The sequence below is a fragment of the Streptococcus sanguinis genome, assembly GCF_050234405.1.
Lineage (GTDB): Bacteria > Bacillota > Bacilli > Lactobacillales > Streptococcaceae > Streptococcus > Streptococcus sanguinis_W.
This window is the reverse complement of sequence record NZ_CP092117.1, coordinates 585,898-601,768: the sequence shown is the minus strand read 5'-3', so window position 1 is coordinate 601,768 and position 15,871 is coordinate 585,898. Positions and strand designations below refer to the sequence as shown.

The following is a 15,871-nucleotide window of genomic DNA, read 5'->3' as shown; positions in this document are numbered from 1 at the left end:
AAGTTGTACTTTTTTTAAAAATATCACAGGAAGATACCATTTTTGTAAAAAAATATTGGCAATTCTATAAATAAGCAAGCTATTCTGTATTTTATAGATGAAATTTAAATGAAAAAAGAGTATGATAGATACATACTTTGGAGGAATCTAAACTTATGAAAATTATCGTTGTTGGCGGCGGGAAGGTCGGAACGGCCCTCTGTCGCTCCTTAGTGGCTGAAAAACATGATGTTATCCTGATTGAGCAGGATGAAGCTGTTCTCAACCAGATTACCAAGCGCTATGACATTATCGGTATTGCTGGCAATGGAGCTAACTTCAAAATCCTAGAACAAGCGGATGTTAGTCACTGTGACATCTTCATCTCCATGACCGAGCATGATGAGGTCAACATGGTTTCAGCTGTTCTGGCCAAACGGATGGGGGCTAAGGAAACTGTCGTTCGGGTGCGTAATCCTGAATATTCCAACCCTTACTTTAAGGAGAAGAACATCCTAGGCTTCTCGCTGGTGGTCAATCCTGAGCTCCTAACTGCTCGCTACATCGCTAATATCATTGACTTCCCTAACGCCCTATCAGTAGAGCACTTTGCCAATGGCCGGGTGGCACTGATGGAGTTCAAACTCAAGGAAGACAGCAATCTCTGCCAGATGAGTATTTCCCAGTTCCGCAAGAAATTTGGAAATATCATTGTCTGTGCTATTGAGAGAAAAGGGCACTTGGAAATTCCTGACGGCGACTTCACTTTGGAGGCCGGCGACAAGATTTATGTCACAGGTAACCGCCTGGACATCGTTCAATTCCATAATATGGTACGACCTAGAGTGGTTAAGAGCCTGATGATTATCGGAGCAGGCAAGATTGCCTACTACCTGCTCAATATTCTCAAGAATAGTAAAATCGAGCTCAAAGTCATTGAATCTAACCATGAACGGGCAACCTTTTTCAGTCAGGAATTTCCTGATCTATATGTCGTCCATGGAGACGGTACTGCCAAGGATATCCTGCTGGAGGAACGCGCCAATAACTTTGATGCCATTGCTACCCTGACTGGTGTAGATGAGGAAAATATCATTACTTCCATGTTTCTTAATAATCTGGGTGTGCAGAAAAACATCACCAAGGTCAACCGGACTAGTTTGTTGGAAATCATTGATAACCAAGACTTTGCCAGCATCGTGACACCTAAAGGTATCGCCGTTGATACGGTTATGCACTTTATCCGCGGTCGCTACAATGCTCAGTTCTCTAACCTAGAAGCTCTGCACCACGTAGCCAACGGCCAAATCGAGACCCTACAATTCCAAATCAAGGAAGAAAACAAGATGACTGGTATTCCTCTATCTCAGCTTCATCTAAAGAAAGATGTCCTGATTGCGGCCATTATCCGCCAAGGTAAAGCTATCTTCCCTACAGGCGATGACAATCTGCAAGTTGGAGATAAAATTGTCGTGACCACTCTGCTGCAAAATATCACGCAGATTTACGATCTGTTAGCGAGGTAGGCCACATGAATAGATCTATGATTCGCTACCTGCTGGCAAAATTACTACTGATTGAGGCGGCTCTGCTAATCGTGCCCATCATCGTCGCTCTAATCTACGGTGAACCTTTAAAGGTCTTTCTCTCTATTGGGGCGACCATGGCTATCCTGCTAGTTTTAGGTGGCATAGGCTCTTATTTTAAGCCCAAGGACCTACATATCTACGCCAAGGAAGGGGTACTGATTGTAGCCCTTTGCTGGATTCTCTGGTCCTTCTTCGGAGCCCTGCCCTTTGTCTTCTCTGGTCAGATACCGGACATCATCGATGCTTTCTTTGAGGTCAGCTCTGGCTTTACAACCACGGGAGCGACTATTCTCAACGATGTCGGCGTTCTCTCTCATTCGCTGCTCTTCTGGCGCAGTTTTACTCACTTAATCGGAGGGATGGGAGTGCTGGTCTTTGCCCTAGCTATTATGGACAATGCTAAAAATGGCCACTTGGAGGTCATGAAAGCAGAAGTTCCGGGCCCAGTCTTTGGCAAGGTTGTGTCTAAGCTCAAGAGTACGGCCCAAATCCTCTATATCATCTATCTGGCTCTCTTTGCTATCTTTGCTCTGCTTTATTTCCTAGCGGGTATGCCGCTCTTTGACAGCCTTGTGATTGCCATGGGAACAGCTGGTACGGGAGGATTCACCGTATACAATGACGGTATTGCCCACTACAACAGCTCACTGATTACTTATCTGGTCAGCTTTGGGGTCTTGGCTTTCGGGGTCAACTTTAATCTCTACTATTACTTGCTGATTCGCAAGTTTAAGGCCTGCTTTGGTGATGAAGAGCTTAGGGGTTATCTCTGGATTGTCTTTCTTTCCACTTCCTTGATTGCCTTTAATGTCTTCCACCTCTATCAAGGCTTTGCCAAGAGTGTGGAGATTTCCTTCTTCCAGGTTTCCAATATCATCACAACGACTGGATTCGGCTATGGTGATACGGTCAAGTGGCCCCTCTTTTCTCAGGTCATCCTGCTTCTGCTCATGTGTATCGGGGGCTCGGCCGGATCAACCGCTGGGGGATTCAAGGTCATTCGGGGGATTATCATTTCCCGCATTGCCAAAAATCAAATTCTCTCTACCCTATCACCCAATCGGGTCCTAACCATGCATGTTAATGGTGCAGTCTTAGATAAGGATACCCAGCACAAGGTCCTCAAATATTTAGCAACCTATGTTTTGATCGTGCTGGCACTCATTTTCATCGTCAGCCTGGATAACAACAATCTCATGACAGTTGTCAGTGGTGTTCTATCCTGCTTCAACAATATCGGTCCTATGATTGGGACGACGGATACTTTTTCTATCTTCAGTCCTTTTTCTAAGCTATTGCTATCCTTTGCCATGATTGGCGGACGTTTGGAAATTTACCCAATTCTCCTGCTCTTCTTGCCTAAGACTTGGTCTAGAAGGTAGGAAACACTCTGAAATTATAGAAAAAAAAGTCACACTAGCTAAATAGCTAGTGTGACTTTTTGCTTGTAGCGTTTCTTTTCAGACTGAAATGGTCTGGTACAGGATCCTCTCCTGACTGAGACCAAGGATGACAGCGGAGAATTCGCGCCAAACCCATCAAAACTCCCTTGGCACCATGCTTCTGGATAGCCTCTATCATATAGTTAGAGCAGGTGGGCCGAAAGCGGCAAGATGGAGGAAAAGCAGGTGAGATGAAACGTTGATAAAAGCGGACAGGAGCAATAAGCAGTTTCTTTATCATTTCTTGGTCTTGGTTACAGCCAGTGTATGCAGCTGGCTGACTTCTTTTTTACTGAGCTTACGATACTCACCAGGCTTGAGGCCAGTCAGGTCCAAATGACCAAAGCGAGTCCGTGACAGCTTATCCACTTGCAGTCCGACTGCTTGGAACATCTTCTTGACCTGATGGTTACGCCCTTCGTGGATGGTCAGCTGAACGACCGAGCGATTTTTCGCCGGATCAACCTTAATAATCTCATAAACTGCTGGCTGGGTTTTGCGCCCCTCGATTTCAATACCGCGAGTCAGAGGACGAAGAACTTCTTTATTGGCCAATCCTTTGACACGCGCCACATAGACCTTGTCAATCTCATTGCGGGGATGAATCATCTCGTCGGTAAAGTCTCCGTCATTGGTCAGAATGAGGATACCAGAAGTGTCCCAGTCCAAACGACCAACCGGATAAATCCGCTCCTTGACCTGGGGCAAGAGATCCACGACTGTCTTGCGACCCTTGTCATCACTGACAGAGGAAATGACCCCGCGTGGCTTATTGAGGAGGTAATAAACCTTCTCTTCATTGTAGATAGGTTGGCCTTCTACTTCCACACGGTCGCCAGACTTAACGTTCGTCGCCAGCTCACGTACCACTTGGCCGTTTATACTGACCTTCCCCTGCCTGATTAGCTCTTCTGCCTTACGGCGGCTGGCTATCCCAGCATGAGCGATGTATTTATTGATTCTCATCGATATCTGTCCTTTCAATAAAGAGCTGGCTTTCTTCAGCAACTAGCTCTGTTTCTTCGACAATCGGCAGCTCATCTAGGTGATTGATCCCCATATAGTCTAAGAAATAATCCGTTGTCACATAGAGATTTGGCCGGCCAATGACTTCCTTTTTACCATCCTCTCGAACCAGTTCAAAAGCCAAGAGTTTGGCCAATGCACCGCTGGAATTAACCCCGCGGATGTCATCTATTTCTACTCTTGTAATCGGCTGCTTATAGGCAATGATAGACAAGGTCTCAAGTGCTGCCCGCGACAGACTTTGATTGATTGGCGCCCGTGAATAGGCCCGAAGAATCTCAGCAAACTCTGGCTTTGTGACCAGCTTGTATGTCTTTGAAGTTTCCAGCAGGGTCAGGCTAGAGTCTGGATTGGCTTCATATTGCTCAGCCAACTTCTCCAAACTCTGAATAACCCCGGTCGGCGGCAAAGAAAGGATTTCTGCCAATTGATGAACCTTGAGTCCATCTTCTCCCGCCACAAAAAGCAGGGCTTCAATCTCTGCTAACTTACTCATTTCCTCTTCCTACTAAATAAATATTTCCAAAATTTTCTTCCTGAATGACTTGCACTTCCTGCACCTTGACCAATTCCAATGTCGCCAGAAAGAGAGTAATAACTTCATTCATGTCCTTGGTCTCTGCAAATATCTCCTGCAGAGCCAGACGGCTCTTACTAGTACAGCGCTGACGCACCACTTCCATCATGTCCTCGATCTTGTACTCATCTCGCACAATGGTCGTATGGCTCTTAGAAAACTCCTCTTGCTTTTTGGCTATAACCTTGGAAAAAGCTAAGAAAAGATCTATCGTTGACTTGTCATGCAGGAGCTCAGCATCTTCATAAACCAGCTCCAGCTTGGGCTTAGAATAATAAAGCGCTCGGTCATCATGCTGGAGCGACATTTTCTCACCCAAGAGCTTGAACCTGCGGTATTCCTCAATCTGACTCAAGAGGTCTTGCTCCAAATCATCTTCCAACTCAGCATTATCCGCCACCTTAGGCAGAAGCTTGCGGCTCTTAATCAGCATGAGCTGGCTTGCCATGACCATGTACTCGCCCGTCACTTCCAGCTTCATGGCCTGCAAGGTGGCCACATAAGCCAGATACTGCTCGATGACCTCCGTAATGGGCACATCATAAATATCCACCTGGTACTTAGATACAAGGTGGAGCAGCAGGTCCAGCGGGCCTTCAAAATCTTTTAGTTTGATATCCATTTCTATCTATATTTTTCTAGTGTAATCATGGTTTTCAAGCCCAAATCTTGGGCAATATCATAAAGGCCAATTCCCTTCTCCCGCTGGCGCAAGATAAACTGCTCACGCAGACTTTGGGCAGATAGACTGGCTTGTCCCTGCTCAATCAAGAAGGCCTCTAACTGACGGAAACCCCATTGACGAGAATAGGATTTGCCGTTTTTCTCAAATAAATACGTCCCCGTCAGATAGTCTTCTAACTCACCCGTCAGGCTCTCAGGAATCTTGATAACCCGCTTCTGACCGGCCTTTTCAATCTTCAAAACCTGAAAGTCCAGATTAACATCTGCCACTCTGACCTGCAGAATCTCGCTGGGCAGCAAGCCCATTTCCAAAATAAGAAGAGCCATCAGACGCCCCCTGGGAACGCTTGATTCCTGCCAAAAAGCAGACAGATCCAGCAGTTCATTTTCCTGCTCCTTCGATACGGAAACCTTGGGCAAGACCAAGCGGTGAAACTCCTCAATAAGCTGCTGCTGATAAAGGAAGTAGAGAAATTGATTGACTGCTGAGAGTTTCCGCTTCTGAACAGCCGCCTTAAAATCCTTGATAGAGGCCTGATAAATCCGCAGATTGGTCTCGGTAATCCGACCATGCACTTCTTCGATAAACTGCTCCAAATCATAAGAATAGGCAATTTTAGAATTTTCTGAGATGTTTTTTTGATTTAAAAACGGTCTAATGTATTCTTTCATTTTTTGCGAATTTCGTACTTCTTGCTAAAGCCGTGCAACAAAGAATTGACAGCTTTCAAAATAGACTTTCTAGTAATAATTCCGTAAAAATGCTGATCCTCGCCCACAACCGGCAGAAAGGACTCGTCGACCAGCTTATGAAGCACATCTGATACAGTATAATCTGGCCCAACTGTCAAGTCGTCCATTTTGGTCATGTGGACGATGTCTGTCATCATGAATTCCTCTTCTGGCAAATCATGGCGCATGCGATAGGACATGATGTCTGTCAGGGAAATCGTGCCAACAAACTTTTTATCTGCCGTCACGACTGGTACACGTGAGTATGTCATCTGACTCAGCAATAGGATAGCATGATCCACATTATGGGTGTCAATCATAACCGCCAGATTCTCCCCAGGCGTCAAAAAAGTTTCTTCATGTTCCAGCAGATAGTCTTCAAATTCCTTAGCAATCATCGGCTAAACTCCTTGGACAAGCTTGGATAAAGTTCATGATTTCGCGTATAGTAATCAACTTTAAAGCGGTCATCATCAATCTCTACCTTAGCGTAGAGACGTTCGTTGATCAGGCCGCGTGGCTGGCTGATGGAGCCCGGATTCAGAAAGAGCGTTTTGCCCTCCATTCGAGCATCTGGAATATGCAGGTGACCATAGAGACAGATGTCTGCATTAACCTCTTGCGCCCACAAATCCAGCTTTTGAAAAGAAAAGTTAATATGGAAGAGATGCCCGTGGGTCTGGGCAATAATGGTCCCCGCCAAATCCGTCACCAAGCGTTCTGGATAGCCGTCGTAAAAGTCCATATTCCCTGCAACAACCTGAATCCCTTGCCATACCTCATCATCAGAAGGAAGCTCAGAATCTCCGTTATGGAAAATCGCATCTACCTTTCCAATATAATGATTCCTAATTTCTTCTACAATAGCACGGTCGCCATGAGAATCACTCATGACTATAATGGTTTGCTTTGCCATGCTGGAAATACCTCCACTAATTTCTTAACTGCCTGAGCTCGATGGGATTGCGCATTTTTTTCTTCCATCGTTAGTTCGGCAGACGTTTTTCCTGTTTCTCCCACTAAAAACAAGGGATCATAGCCAAAGCCATTTTCCCCTTTTGGCTCATGGGCAATGTAGCCCGGCCAATCCGCTTCAACTACCAGAGACTCCCTGTCAGGACTAGCCACCACTAGGGTCGTATGAAAATGGGCAGAGCGGTCCTTGATTTCAAAAACCATAGCCAATTCATGCAGGAGCTTGATGTTGTTTTCATCATCTGTCGCGCCTACTCCAGCGAAGCGAGCCGACCATACTCCAGGCAAGCCGCCTAAAACATCGACCTGCAGACCTGAGTCGTCAGCTAGCACCATTTTACCGGTCAACTTACTGATTGTCTCCGCCTTGAGCCGCGCATTTTCCTCAAAGGTGGTTCCCGTCTCTTCCACTTCTGGCAAATCAGGATAATCATTGAGATTTTCAACCTTATAGCCCAGCTTATCAAAGAGTTTGCGAAACTCTGCTGTCTTTCCTTCGTTACGAGTCGCAATCAAGATGGTATCTCCGACAGCCATCTCGGACTCCTGCCCCTGACCAAAAAAGTCGGTCATCTTAACTCCATCCTTAGACAGGAAGAAGACCTTGCGCAGCAAGTCCTTTTCTGTAATCAGAATAGCTCCCTTATGACTGGTCGCCTTAAAATCCCGCTTCTGGCGGTCGTTAATCATATTGAGGACAAACTGAATATAGGACATGGGCGAGCCGTATTTGACCACAACTGTGGTAAAGGCGTTGTATTCTTCATCCAAATCCCGCTCAATCAGCTCGCTTAACTCTGCATCTATATGCTCCAAGAGCCTGTAAGGGATGTCGTTGAAATGATAGCCAGCCTTGCGAAAGCGGGTCCATTCTCCGATATACCAATTGTTCTCGTCAGTGTATTCATAAATTTTATTTGTCATAAGCTTACATGCTCCACATTCACTTTCAGGTCCAGCCAGCTTTCTGCAATCTCCGAAAAGCTTTTGGCATTGGCAGTTGTGTAAAATTGGTGATTGAGCTCCTGTTTTTCCCGACTGCGGTTGATTTCAAAGTAATTGAGTAGGACAGAAATATCCCGTACGCACTCTGCCCCGCTGTCAATCAGTTTCACATCCGGTCCCATCATGTTTTGAATGATAGGCCGGAGCAAGGGATAGTGGGTACAGCCCAAGACAAGGGTATCTACTCGGCCAGCCAGAGGCTGCAGCGTTTCATAGACCACTTTTTTGGTAAGACTGGAATGGAGTTCATTGGACTCTACCAAAGGTACAAACTTAGGGCAGGCCAAACTTTCCACCTGCATCTCCGGCGAGAGCGCTTCAATCTTCTGACGATAGATATCAGAGGAAACAGTCATTGGCGTTCCAATAACACCGATGCGGCCGCTGGCAGTTGACTTAATAGCCGCGCTAGCCCCCGGCAGAATCACGCCCAGTACTGGAATATCCAGTTTTTCCTTCACTTCTTCCCAGACAACAGCAGTCGCTGTATTGCAGGCAATGACTATCATCTTAACATCCTTGGTTAAGAGGAAGTTGACCAGCTGCCAGGTATAAGCGCGAATCTGCTCAGCAGGCCTAGGACCGTAAGGAGCCCGCGCCGAATCTCCGATATAAATGACCTCTTCGTGGGGGAGCTGCCGCATGAGCTCACGGACTACAGTCAAACCGCCCACTCCTGAGTCTAAAAAACCGATTGGTCGATTATCCATAAGGTCTTCTTTCTAAAACAAGGGACTGGAAGCCGATTCCAAATCCCCATTTTTTTATAGATTTTCTCTACTGGTATTAAAAGCCAGCCTCTAGAAAATTATTTTTTCTTTTTGCTCTTAGCAAGTGCAGCTTTCTGCTGGCTGATAATTTGACGATAAACTTGCTGTACTTTCGCTTCATTTGGCCGTTGGCCGCTAGCGCTAAGCAAGGTCCGAACTGCTTCTACATTCAAACGCGGATTTTCTGCAAATTCCTTCTCCACTTGACGACGAAGCAGATACATACCCAAGATCACGCCTCCAGCAAATGCTGCCATAATCAAGAAAATTGCTAAAACTAAATTCATATCGAGAACTCCTCTATTTCCATTTTTACATTGCTCTTCATTATATCAAATTTTCTCTATTTTTCAAAATCAAAGCCATACAGTGTCGCAAAATAATCTTCTGGTTTTTCTGCCCGACGAATCATGCGAACATTGCCATCTTGTTCCAAGAGAATTTCGCTGGAGCGGAGCTTGGCATTGTACTGATAACCCATAGAGAAACCATGAGCACCAGTATCGTGAATCACCAAAGTATCACCGATTTGGCTGACAGGAAGCGGGCGATTAATAGCAAATTTGTCGTTATTCTCGCAGAGGCTGCCGACAACATCCACAATCTCTGTCTCACCCATAGGTCGATCCATATTAGTAATGTGGTGATAAGAACCGTACATGGCAGGACGTAGCAGATTGACCGCAGAGGCGTCCACTCCCAGATAGGTTCGGTAGGTCTGTTTCTTATGGGTAACTTTGGTGACCAGCAGGCCATAAGGTGCCAACATAAAGCGGCCCAGCTCCGTATAAATCTTGACCTGTCCTAGGCCAGCCGGAGTTAGAATAGCTTCATAGGCCTGACGAACTCCTTGACCGATGACCGCAATGTCATTTTCCTCACCTTCAGGCTGATAATTAATGCCGACACCGCCAGATAGATTGATAAAGTCCAACTCAACTCCTGTCTCAGCCACCACTTCTACAGCCAGCTCAAAAAGCTGACGGGCCAGTTCAGGATAGTAGTCATTGCTGACAGTATTTGAAGCCAAGAGGGCATGAATCCCAAACTTCTCAGCTCCCAACTCCTTGAGCTCTTTGAAAGCTTGAATCAGCTGGTCCTTGGTCATACCAAACTTGGCTTCTTCTGGATTATCCATAATGCTGGTTCCCAGCTCAAAGACACCGCCAGGGTTGTAACGGCAAGAAATAACCTTTGGAATACCCGCGGCTTCCTTTAGAAAAGCCACATCTTCATAGGCATCCAGATTGATAGTCGCTCCCAAGTCACGCGCAAACTGAAATTCCTCAGCTGGTGTGTTATTGGACGAAAACATGATATCCCGTCCAGCAAAGCCCAGCTTTTGGCCCATGAGCAGCTCAACATAGCTGGCACAGTCCACCCCACAGCCTTCTTCTTTGAGGATTTTTAAAATAGCAGGATTGGGAGTAGCCTTGACAGCAAAATACTCTTTAAAACCTGGATTCCAAGAAAAGGCCTCATGCAGGGCACGCGCTCTTTCCCGAATTCCCTTCTCATCATAAAGATGGAAAGGGGTTGGAAACTGATCCGTAATCTCAGCTAGCTTTTCACGACTGACAAAAGGAGTTTTCATACTATTCTCGCTTTCTATTTGCTGGCTTTATTATACCATAAATCCATAGGAGAAACAAAAAGCACTGGAGCAAATGTCCAATGCTTGAGCCTTATTTAGCTTAGTTATTTGTTTCTTCCAAAAATACGCAGCAAGCTGAGGAAGAGATTAATGAAGTCCAGATATAGGTGCAGAGCCAGCGAAATTGCCCAGCCATTTCCTGGATTGCCATTGGTCTGCTCATAGACATAGCGAATCTTCTGATTGTCCCAAGCGATGAGTCCTGAGAAAATAAGGACACCAACGATACTGATGATAAAGTCCAAGCCACTGCTTCTCAAGAAGATATTAAGGACGCTAGCAGCGATAATACCAATCAAACCGGCCATACAAGCTCTGCCCATTCCGGAAAGATCCTTCTTGGTCACCTTGCCGATAAAGCCCATGGCAAAGAACATAACGGTCGTTGTCAGAAAGGCTAAGAGAACAGTTGACTGAAGATACAGCGCCATGATAATACTTAAGGTAAAACCATTGATGGCTGAATAAGCTAAAAACATAGGCAACGCCGCTGGGCTATTGCTCCGAGCAGTTCCAGATGCTACCAACACAAGGATAAACTCAACTGCAATAGCTGCATAATAGATCCAGACAGATCTTGTCAAAATAGTATAAATAGCATCTTGAAAGACAAATAGCATCAAGAGAGACACGACTGCTGAGATTCCAATACCGACACCAACAATAGAATAAATCTTGGCATAGAAAGAATTAATATCTGATTGATCTTGAATAATAGAATGATTCATAGTTACTCCTTTTATAATAAAACATTTACGGTTTCAGCATCTTTCGATGAAAGAGCTTGCGATTACCGCTCTTGCGTCTCCAAGGTGCCGTCGCTTCTTTGACGGCCCAATATTTATCCACCATCGTCACAATATAAGACTCCTTATAGCGCGGCGGAGCAATGGTCGCCCCCCACATGTGCTTGATGATAATGTCCTCTTCGACCTTATTGAGCTTGGTAATCTTGCGGGCGTTACGAACTGCTAGACGGGGATGCACCCAGGCATGACTCTTCTTGAACTTGGTTACACGCCAGTCATAGTAGAATAAGTCATGAAGCAGGGCACCGCGTGCCGTGCTGCGGGCATTCCAACCAAATTTTTTGGCAATTCTGTAACTAGTATAACTTACATTGATGGAATGTTCAAGTCTATTGGAATGAATATGATGGGGAATTTCTTTCAGGCGCTGTACACTGGGCTTTTCAATCAAGTGCCCAACATAGGCCATAAATTCCTCGTCCTTTTTGTAAGGCATAGAATCACCTCCCTTGCCAACTATTATATCTCTTTTTCTGATTTTTAGCTTAAATGAAAGATTAAAATACCAGCAGCGACAGCAACATTGAGACTTTCTGCCTGCCCCTTCATGGAAATATGGACCAGAATATCAGCTGCTGCCGTCATTTCTGGACTAATCCCCTGCCCTTCATTGCCCATAACTAGAGCAAAGCTCTCTTTGCTACCCACCTCTCTATAGTCAATAGACGCAGACGACAAGGTCGACGCTAGAATTGGCAGACCGGAAGACTGAGCCAGTATAATAAAATCAGCCGTATCCATCCGATAAACGGGCAGGTGAAAATGACTCCCCTGCATAGAGCGCAGCGTTTTTAGGTTATAGATATCTGCTGACGAGCTGGAGATGAAGACTCCATCAAAGCCAGCTGCATCTGCTGTCCGAATGATGGTACCGACATTACCTGGATCCTGAACATCCTCCAAGAAAAGATAGTGTCCACTTAACTCCTCCGGTATTTTTTCCCTTTCAAAAGCCACTTCCGCGACAATCCCCTGCGGCGTCTTACTATCAGCCAAATCTGCTAAAATCTCTGGACTGACAAAAATCATTTGAGAAAAATCAGCTAATCGCTCTGCGTATTCCGCTAAAGCAAAAATCCGAATCAGCTCTGCCCCGCTGCTGACAGCTTCCTCAAATAAATGCCAGCCCTCAATCAAATAAGAATCCTTGCGGTATTTTTTGTGATGAAGTTTTTTAGCTTTTTTTACCACATTATTGGCTTTTGAGGTTATAATATTCATAAGAACATTATACCACAATTTAGCAGACTTGCACTCATACTGAGGGCTTAAATCCCCTCGGTCCGCTCACTAAAGGAGGACGCCATGCAGAAAGTAAAAATGATAGCTCAAGGACGAGTACAAGGGGTTGGATTCCGCTGGGGAGTTTATTCTCTAGCGCTGGAAATCGGAGGTATTACCGGCCGGGTCTGGAACAACGACGACGGTACTGTTGGCATTCTGGCTCAGGCTGATGACCCAGCTCTGATGGCCAAATTTATCCAAGAAATCCGCAAGGGACCGACACCTTTTTCTAAGGTCAGTTATTTGGATGTAACCATGGCTAATTTCGACTCCTATCCCGACTTTAAAATTTCAAATTAGGTCTGCAGAACTATTGTATATTTTGCAAAAAAACAGTAGAATAGATAGGTATTATTTTTTAGAAACAAAGGATATGAACTCGTGAAACATTTCAAACGCTTTTTATTCTCCGGTATGGGACTGGCTGCGCTTCTTTTCCTGTCTGGCTGTGTAGGCCGCGACAAGGCCGGTAATCCTTCTGGTCTGATCTGGGACGTGATTGGTCAGCCTATGGCGGATGGTATCCAATTCTTTGCCAAGAATTCAGGTCTGGGTTATGGTCTGGCGATTATCATCGTTACGCTCATCGTGCGGATTATCATTCTGCCGCTGGGAATCTATCAGTCTTGGAAGGCAACGCTTCAGTCTGAAAAGATGAACTACTTCAAGCCGATTTTCGCCCCAATCCAAGAGCGAATCAAAAATGCCGAAACTCAGGAAGAAAAAATGCAGGCTCAGCAAGAACTGATGGCTGCTCAAAAAGAGAATGGACTCAGCATGTTTGGCGGTATAGGCTGTCTGCCTCTGCTCATCCAAATGCCTTTCTTCTCAGCCCTCTTCTTTGCAGCCCAGTATACTCAAGGAGTTGCAGGCAGTTCCTTCCTCTGGATTAAAGACCTGGCCAAAAGCGACTTGGCTTTGACTGCCATTGTCGGTATTCTCTACTATATCCAGTCAGTGCTCTCTCTGCATGGTATTGAAGATGAAACTCAAAGAAACAGCATGAAACAGGCTTCTTATATGAGCCCTATCATGATTGTTGGTTTCTCATTCCTCTCCCCTGCCGCAGTTACTCTCTACTGGGTAGTCGGTGGATTTATCCAAATCATCCAGCAATTTATCATCAACTACATCATTCGACCTCGCTTGAGAAAACAGGTAGCAGAGGAATTTGAAAAAAATCCTCCTAAAGGCTTGAAAAAAGCGAGTCGGGCTAAAGATGTTACTCCAAAAACTCAGCCGGCTATTGAGCAAAAGAACAAAAAGAAAAAGAACCGCAATGCTGGTAAGCAACGGTCAAGATAAAGAAAAATTCTTCTAGTATTAGCTAGAAGAATTTTTTTAATCTCGAGTAAGAATCAGCGTAACCGATACAAAAAGCTCAGCAAACAAAGCAATAACTGATGAACGAGGTGACTCTATCACAATAAAACGGTAAAGCCAATCAAGCCTTTCTTATATGAAACCCAAATCCTGCCCTTGAAAATCCGCACCAGACTTTCTGCCATGGATAGGCCAATCCCGTAGCCAGGCTGCTTCTGATTGTGCGATTCGTCTTCGCGATAAAAACGGTCAAAGAAACGACTGTAATCGACATTTTTGCCGTCCGCGTAACTATTGGCTACCGTCAGACGAGCTCGTTTCCCCCGCTTAGCCTTAGTCAAGGTGACAAAAATTTGCCCATCTTCATCACAATACTTGCAGGCATTGTCAATCAGGATACTAACCAATTCATAAAGTTCATCTTCAGTTGCCTTGACATGGATGTCTTCCTGCAGCTTGATCTCGTACTTCTTTCCTGCTTTCTCGATGACAGACTTGAAGTTTCCAGCCACTTTTTTGACAACTTCTGAGAAATTCACATCTACCAAGGTAACATCTGGCTGCTCTTCCAGACGGGCCAGAACGACCATTTGATTGATTAGGTTGCTGAGGCGCTTGACCTGGTCCTTGGTGCTTTCTGTCCATTCATTTTCGCCAGTCATCAGCTCTTGCAGCTCCGTATTGGCTGAAATGATTGCCAATGGCGTCTTCAGTTCATGTCCCGCATTAGTGATAAAACGCTTCTGATTTTCATAGTTTTTGATATAAGGACGGATGGCAAAGTTGGAAAATCCAGACACGACTAAGACAAAGAAAATAAAGCTATAGAAGCACAACTGGATAGACAGCCAGAAAAAGTCATTGCGGCTTTCGAGATAATTGGTCGAATCTAAGACCACCAGTAAATAGCGCTTAGTCTTGGAATCCTGCGTTATCTGGTAGGAATAAAATTGACTGCCTACCTTAAAAACCCCACTGCTGCGGCTGTTCTTAATCACTTTATTAGCGTAGCTAAGCGCCTGCTCCTTAGATAGATTGGAAAGATGGTCTAAGTTGGTGGAGTAAAGTGTTTTGTCTTCGTTATAGACCACGCTGAAATAGCGGTATTGGTAAATCGTGTCAATGGTGATACGGTCGTTTTGCAAGCTCTCTGCTGTTTCTTCTACGCTGGGAAAATCTCCATTATTGGCAGATAGAATATTGAGAACGGCTTGGATTTCTCCGTTGGTCTGCAGAAAGCGAACGGAGTTTAAGACAGCAATCATGGTCAGCAAAATACAGACAATAGCCGCCGAAGCCAGCAGAATGAACCGAATTTTAAGCTTCCGAAACATGGCTTTCTCCTTCCAGCGGCACCAGAGTGAAACTGCCGCCTTCCTCACCCAAGATAGCAAGGTCAGCATGAATAGCCTTCAGCTTCTGGCGCAAATAGGAAATATAAATCCAGACGAAGCCTTCGTCCAAATCCTCATCCTCGTCATTAGCCCAAACATGACGGAAGATTTCCTGAGTAGAAAGACTTTTCTGGGCATTGAGCATGAGAAATTCCATCATTTTAGATTCCTTACCGGCTAGTCGAATAGAGTTGGAGCTAATGAGCTCATGCTCTCCGACATTGAGGCTGGTTTGGCCAATCTGCAGCAAATTGGGGGTGAAAGTCGCTACCCGTCTGGACATAGAGCGCAGGCGAGCCAGAAGCTCTTTCAGAGAGAAGGGCTTGGTCAGATAATCATCTGCACCGGCATCCAGACCTGTGACCTTGTCATCCACCTCTGACATAGCTGTCAGCATAATAACATGGGTCGTATTGCCGGTTTGGCGGATTTCTTTCAACGCTTCAATGCCTGTCTTGACCGGCATCATGATATCCAGAATCATCAAATCATAGGCATTTCCCTTGGCCAAGTCCACAGCTTCTTGCCCATCAAAGGCTGTATCAACCTGATAGCCTTCATGGGTCATCGCCGTTTCCAAGACACGGGACAGCTGTTGCTCATCTTCAGCTAATAAAATCTTCATCAT

Annotated in this window: 20 protein-coding genes; 4 read left to right on the top strand and 16 right to left on the bottom strand. The window is 45.3% G+C overall.

What is annotated here, in order from left to right; all coding sequences use genetic code 11:
* Positions 1-155: 155 nt before the first annotated feature.
* Together trkA and MFP28_RS03050 are read left to right on the top strand one after the other, a co-directional pair.
* Entirely contained in the window at positions 156-1,505 is a 1,350-nt protein-coding gene (gene trkA, locus MFP28_RS03055; protein WP_002905887.1) for a Trk system potassium transporter TrkA, read from the top strand.
* Positions 1,506-1,510: 5 nt separating this feature from the next.
* Positions 1,511-2,950 (top strand): TrkH family potassium uptake protein, encoded by a 1,440-nt coding sequence (locus tag MFP28_RS03050; protein WP_002905886.1) that lies wholly within the window; start codon positions 1,511-1,513, stop codon positions 2,948-2,950.
* Between the two features lie 46 nt (positions 2,951-2,996).
* Here the strand turns inward: MFP28_RS03050 and yidD are convergent, their stop codons facing one another.
* The 14 genes from yidD to MFP28_RS02980 all read right to left on the bottom strand — a co-directional run bounded on the left by yidD (position 2,997) and on the right by MFP28_RS02980 (position 12,463).
* Positions 2,997-3,251, bottom strand: coding sequence for a membrane protein insertion efficiency factor YidD (yidD, locus tag MFP28_RS03045; RefSeq protein WP_032915796.1), 255 nt, complete (start codon positions 3,249-3,251; stop codon positions 2,997-2,999).
* On the bottom strand, positions 3,248-3,976 hold the full coding sequence (locus MFP28_RS03040; RefSeq protein ID WP_002905883.1) for a pseudouridine synthase: 729 nt from the start codon (positions 3,974-3,976) through the stop codon (positions 3,248-3,250). Before MFP28_RS03040 ends, yidD begins: the two co-directional genes overlap by 4 nt.
* On the bottom strand, positions 3,963-4,532 hold the full coding sequence (gene scpB, locus MFP28_RS03035) for an SMC-Scp complex subunit ScpB (protein ID WP_002894610.1): 570 nt from the start codon (positions 4,530-4,532) through the stop codon (positions 3,963-3,965). The genes MFP28_RS03040 and scpB overlap by 14 nt, the downstream gene beginning before the upstream one ends.
* The gene (locus tag MFP28_RS03030) at positions 4,525-5,235 is read right to left on the bottom strand and encodes a segregation/condensation protein A (protein ID WP_002905882.1); all 711 of its coding nucleotides are present in this window, start codon (positions 5,233-5,235) and stop codon (positions 4,525-4,527) included. Before MFP28_RS03030 ends, scpB begins: the two co-directional genes overlap by 8 nt.
* Positions 5,236-5,237: 2 nt before the next feature.
* Positions 5,238-5,969 carry a site-specific tyrosine recombinase XerD gene (xerD, locus tag MFP28_RS03025; protein ID WP_002905881.1) on the bottom strand — a complete coding sequence of 244 codons (732 nt, stop codon included), beginning with the start codon at positions 5,967-5,969 and terminating at the stop codon, positions 5,238-5,240.
* Complete coding sequence (cbpB, locus tag MFP28_RS03020; protein ID WP_002894606.1) at positions 5,966-6,427, bottom strand: cyclic-di-AMP-binding protein CbpB; 462 nt, start codon at positions 6,425-6,427, stop codon at positions 5,966-5,968. Before cbpB ends, xerD begins: the two co-directional genes overlap by 4 nt.
* Positions 6,424-6,945 carry a metallophosphoesterase gene (locus MFP28_RS03015; RefSeq protein ID WP_002905880.1) on the bottom strand — a complete coding sequence of 174 codons (522 nt, stop codon included), beginning with the start codon at positions 6,943-6,945 and terminating at the stop codon, positions 6,424-6,426. The genes cbpB and MFP28_RS03015 overlap by 4 nt, the downstream gene beginning before the upstream one ends.
* Positions 6,924-7,928 (bottom strand): nucleoside-triphosphate diphosphatase, encoded by a 1,005-nt coding sequence (locus MFP28_RS03010; protein WP_002905878.1) that lies wholly within the window; start codon positions 7,926-7,928, stop codon positions 6,924-6,926. Before MFP28_RS03010 ends, MFP28_RS03015 begins: the two co-directional genes overlap by 22 nt.
* Positions 7,925-8,719 carry a glutamate racemase gene (gene racE / locus MFP28_RS03005; RefSeq protein WP_002905877.1) on the bottom strand — a complete coding sequence of 265 codons (795 nt, stop codon included), beginning with the start codon at positions 8,717-8,719 and terminating at the stop codon, positions 7,925-7,927. The genes MFP28_RS03010 and racE overlap by 4 nt, the downstream gene beginning before the upstream one ends.
* A 98-nt stretch (positions 8,720-8,817) precedes the next feature.
* On the bottom strand, positions 8,818-9,066 hold the full coding sequence (locus MFP28_RS03000; RefSeq protein ID WP_002894600.1) for a YneF family protein: 249 nt from the start codon (positions 9,064-9,066) through the stop codon (positions 8,818-8,820).
* Between the two features lie 56 nt (positions 9,067-9,122).
* Positions 9,123-10,373, bottom strand: a complete 1,251-nt coding sequence (locus MFP28_RS02995; RefSeq protein ID WP_002905876.1) for a diaminopimelate decarboxylase — start codon at positions 10,371-10,373, stop codon at positions 9,123-9,125.
* A 104-nt stretch (positions 10,374-10,477) separates the two neighbouring features.
* Entirely contained in the window at positions 10,478-11,161 is a 684-nt protein-coding gene (locus MFP28_RS02990; RefSeq protein WP_002905875.1) for a Bax inhibitor-1/YccA family protein, read from the bottom strand.
* A gap of 25 nt (positions 11,162-11,186) precedes the next feature.
* Positions 11,187-11,678: an HD domain-containing protein gene (locus MFP28_RS02985; protein ID WP_002905874.1), complete on the bottom strand. Its 492-nt coding sequence runs from the start codon at positions 11,676-11,678 to the stop codon at positions 11,187-11,189.
* Positions 11,679-11,722: 44 nt separating this feature from the next.
* Entirely contained in the window at positions 11,723-12,463 is a 741-nt protein-coding gene (locus MFP28_RS02980) for a TrmH family RNA methyltransferase (protein ID WP_002905873.1), read from the bottom strand.
* A gap of 84 nt (positions 12,464-12,547) precedes the next feature.
* Here MFP28_RS02980 and MFP28_RS02975 point away from each other — a divergent pair, with 84 nt between their 5' ends.
* Complete coding sequence (locus tag MFP28_RS02975; protein ID WP_002897016.1) at positions 12,548-12,826, top strand: acylphosphatase; 279 nt, start codon at positions 12,548-12,550, stop codon at positions 12,824-12,826.
* Positions 12,827-12,907: 81 nt separating this feature from the next.
* Positions 12,908-13,831 (top strand): membrane protein insertase YidC, encoded by a 924-nt coding sequence (gene yidC / locus MFP28_RS02970; RefSeq protein ID WP_002905872.1) that lies wholly within the window; start codon positions 12,908-12,910, stop codon positions 13,829-13,831.
* A 116-nt stretch (positions 13,832-13,947) separates the two neighbouring features.
* On the opposite strand, the gene MFP28_RS02965 is transcribed toward yidC, so the two are convergent.
* Both MFP28_RS02965 and MFP28_RS02960 read right to left on the bottom strand, forming a co-directional pair.
* Positions 13,948-15,183 (bottom strand): sensor histidine kinase, encoded by a 1,236-nt coding sequence (locus MFP28_RS02965; RefSeq protein ID WP_002905871.1) that lies wholly within the window; start codon positions 15,181-15,183, stop codon positions 13,948-13,950.
* Complete coding sequence (locus tag MFP28_RS02960; RefSeq protein ID WP_032916220.1) at positions 15,167-15,868, bottom strand: response regulator transcription factor; 702 nt, start codon at positions 15,866-15,868, stop codon at positions 15,167-15,169. The genes MFP28_RS02965 and MFP28_RS02960 overlap by 17 nt, the downstream gene beginning before the upstream one ends.
* Positions 15,869-15,871: the final 3 nt, after the last annotated feature.

Excerpts from the sequence above, each read along its gene's own strand:
- trkA (WP_002905887.1), top strand. The coding sequence starts at position 156 with ATGAAAATTATCGTTGTTGGCGGCGGGAAGGTCGGAACGGCCCTCTGT.
- MFP28_RS03050 (WP_002905886.1), top strand. The coding sequence starts at position 1,511 with ATGAATAGATCTATGATTCGCTACCTGCTGGCAAAATTACTACTGATT.
- yidD (WP_032915796.1), bottom strand. The coding sequence starts at position 3,251 with ATGATAAAGAAACTGCTTATTGCTCCTGTCCGCTTTTATCAACGTTTC.
- MFP28_RS03040 (WP_002905883.1), bottom strand. The coding sequence starts at position 3,976 with ATGAGAATCAATAAATACATCGCTCATGCTGGGATAGCCAGCCGCCGT.
- scpB (WP_002894610.1), bottom strand. The coding sequence starts at position 4,532 with ATGAGTAAGTTAGCAGAGATTGAAGCCCTGCTTTTTGTGGCGGGAGAA.
- MFP28_RS03030 (WP_002905882.1), bottom strand. The coding sequence starts at position 5,235 with ATGGATATCAAACTAAAAGATTTTGAAGGCCCGCTGGACCTGCTGCTC.
- xerD (WP_002905881.1), bottom strand. The coding sequence starts at position 5,969 with ATGAAAGAATACATTAGACCGTTTTTAAATCAAAAAAACATCTCAGAA.
- cbpB (WP_002894606.1), bottom strand. The coding sequence starts at position 6,427 with ATGATTGCTAAGGAATTTGAAGACTATCTGCTGGAACATGAAGAAACT.
- MFP28_RS03015 (WP_002905880.1), bottom strand. The coding sequence starts at position 6,945 with ATGGCAAAGCAAACCATTATAGTCATGAGTGATTCTCATGGCGACCGT.
- MFP28_RS03010 (WP_002905878.1), bottom strand. The coding sequence starts at position 7,928 with ATGACAAATAAAATTTATGAATACACTGACGAGAACAATTGGTATATC.
- racE (WP_002905877.1), bottom strand. The coding sequence starts at position 8,719 with ATGGATAATCGACCAATCGGTTTTTTAGACTCAGGAGTGGGCGGTTTG.
- MFP28_RS03000 (WP_002894600.1), bottom strand. The coding sequence starts at position 9,066 with ATGAATTTAGTTTTAGCAATTTTCTTGATTATGGCAGCATTTGCTGGA.
- MFP28_RS02995 (WP_002905876.1), bottom strand. The coding sequence starts at position 10,373 with ATGAAAACTCCTTTTGTCAGTCGTGAAAAGCTAGCTGAGATTACGGAT.
- MFP28_RS02990 (WP_002905875.1), bottom strand. The coding sequence starts at position 11,161 with ATGAATCATTCTATTATTCAAGATCAATCAGATATTAATTCTTTCTAT.
- MFP28_RS02985 (WP_002905874.1), bottom strand. The coding sequence starts at position 11,678 with ATGCCTTACAAAAAGGACGAGGAATTTATGGCCTATGTTGGGCACTTG.
- MFP28_RS02980 (WP_002905873.1), bottom strand. The coding sequence starts at position 12,463 with ATGAATATTATAACCTCAAAAGCCAATAATGTGGTAAAAAAAGCTAAA.
- MFP28_RS02975 (WP_002897016.1), top strand. The coding sequence starts at position 12,548 with ATGCAGAAAGTAAAAATGATAGCTCAAGGACGAGTACAAGGGGTTGGA.
- MFP28_RS02965 (WP_002905871.1), bottom strand. The coding sequence starts at position 15,183 with ATGTTTCGGAAGCTTAAAATTCGGTTCATTCTGCTGGCTTCGGCGGCT.
- MFP28_RS02960 (WP_032916220.1), bottom strand. The coding sequence starts at position 15,868 with ATGAAGATTTTATTAGCTGAAGATGAGCAACAGCTGTCCCGTGTCTTG.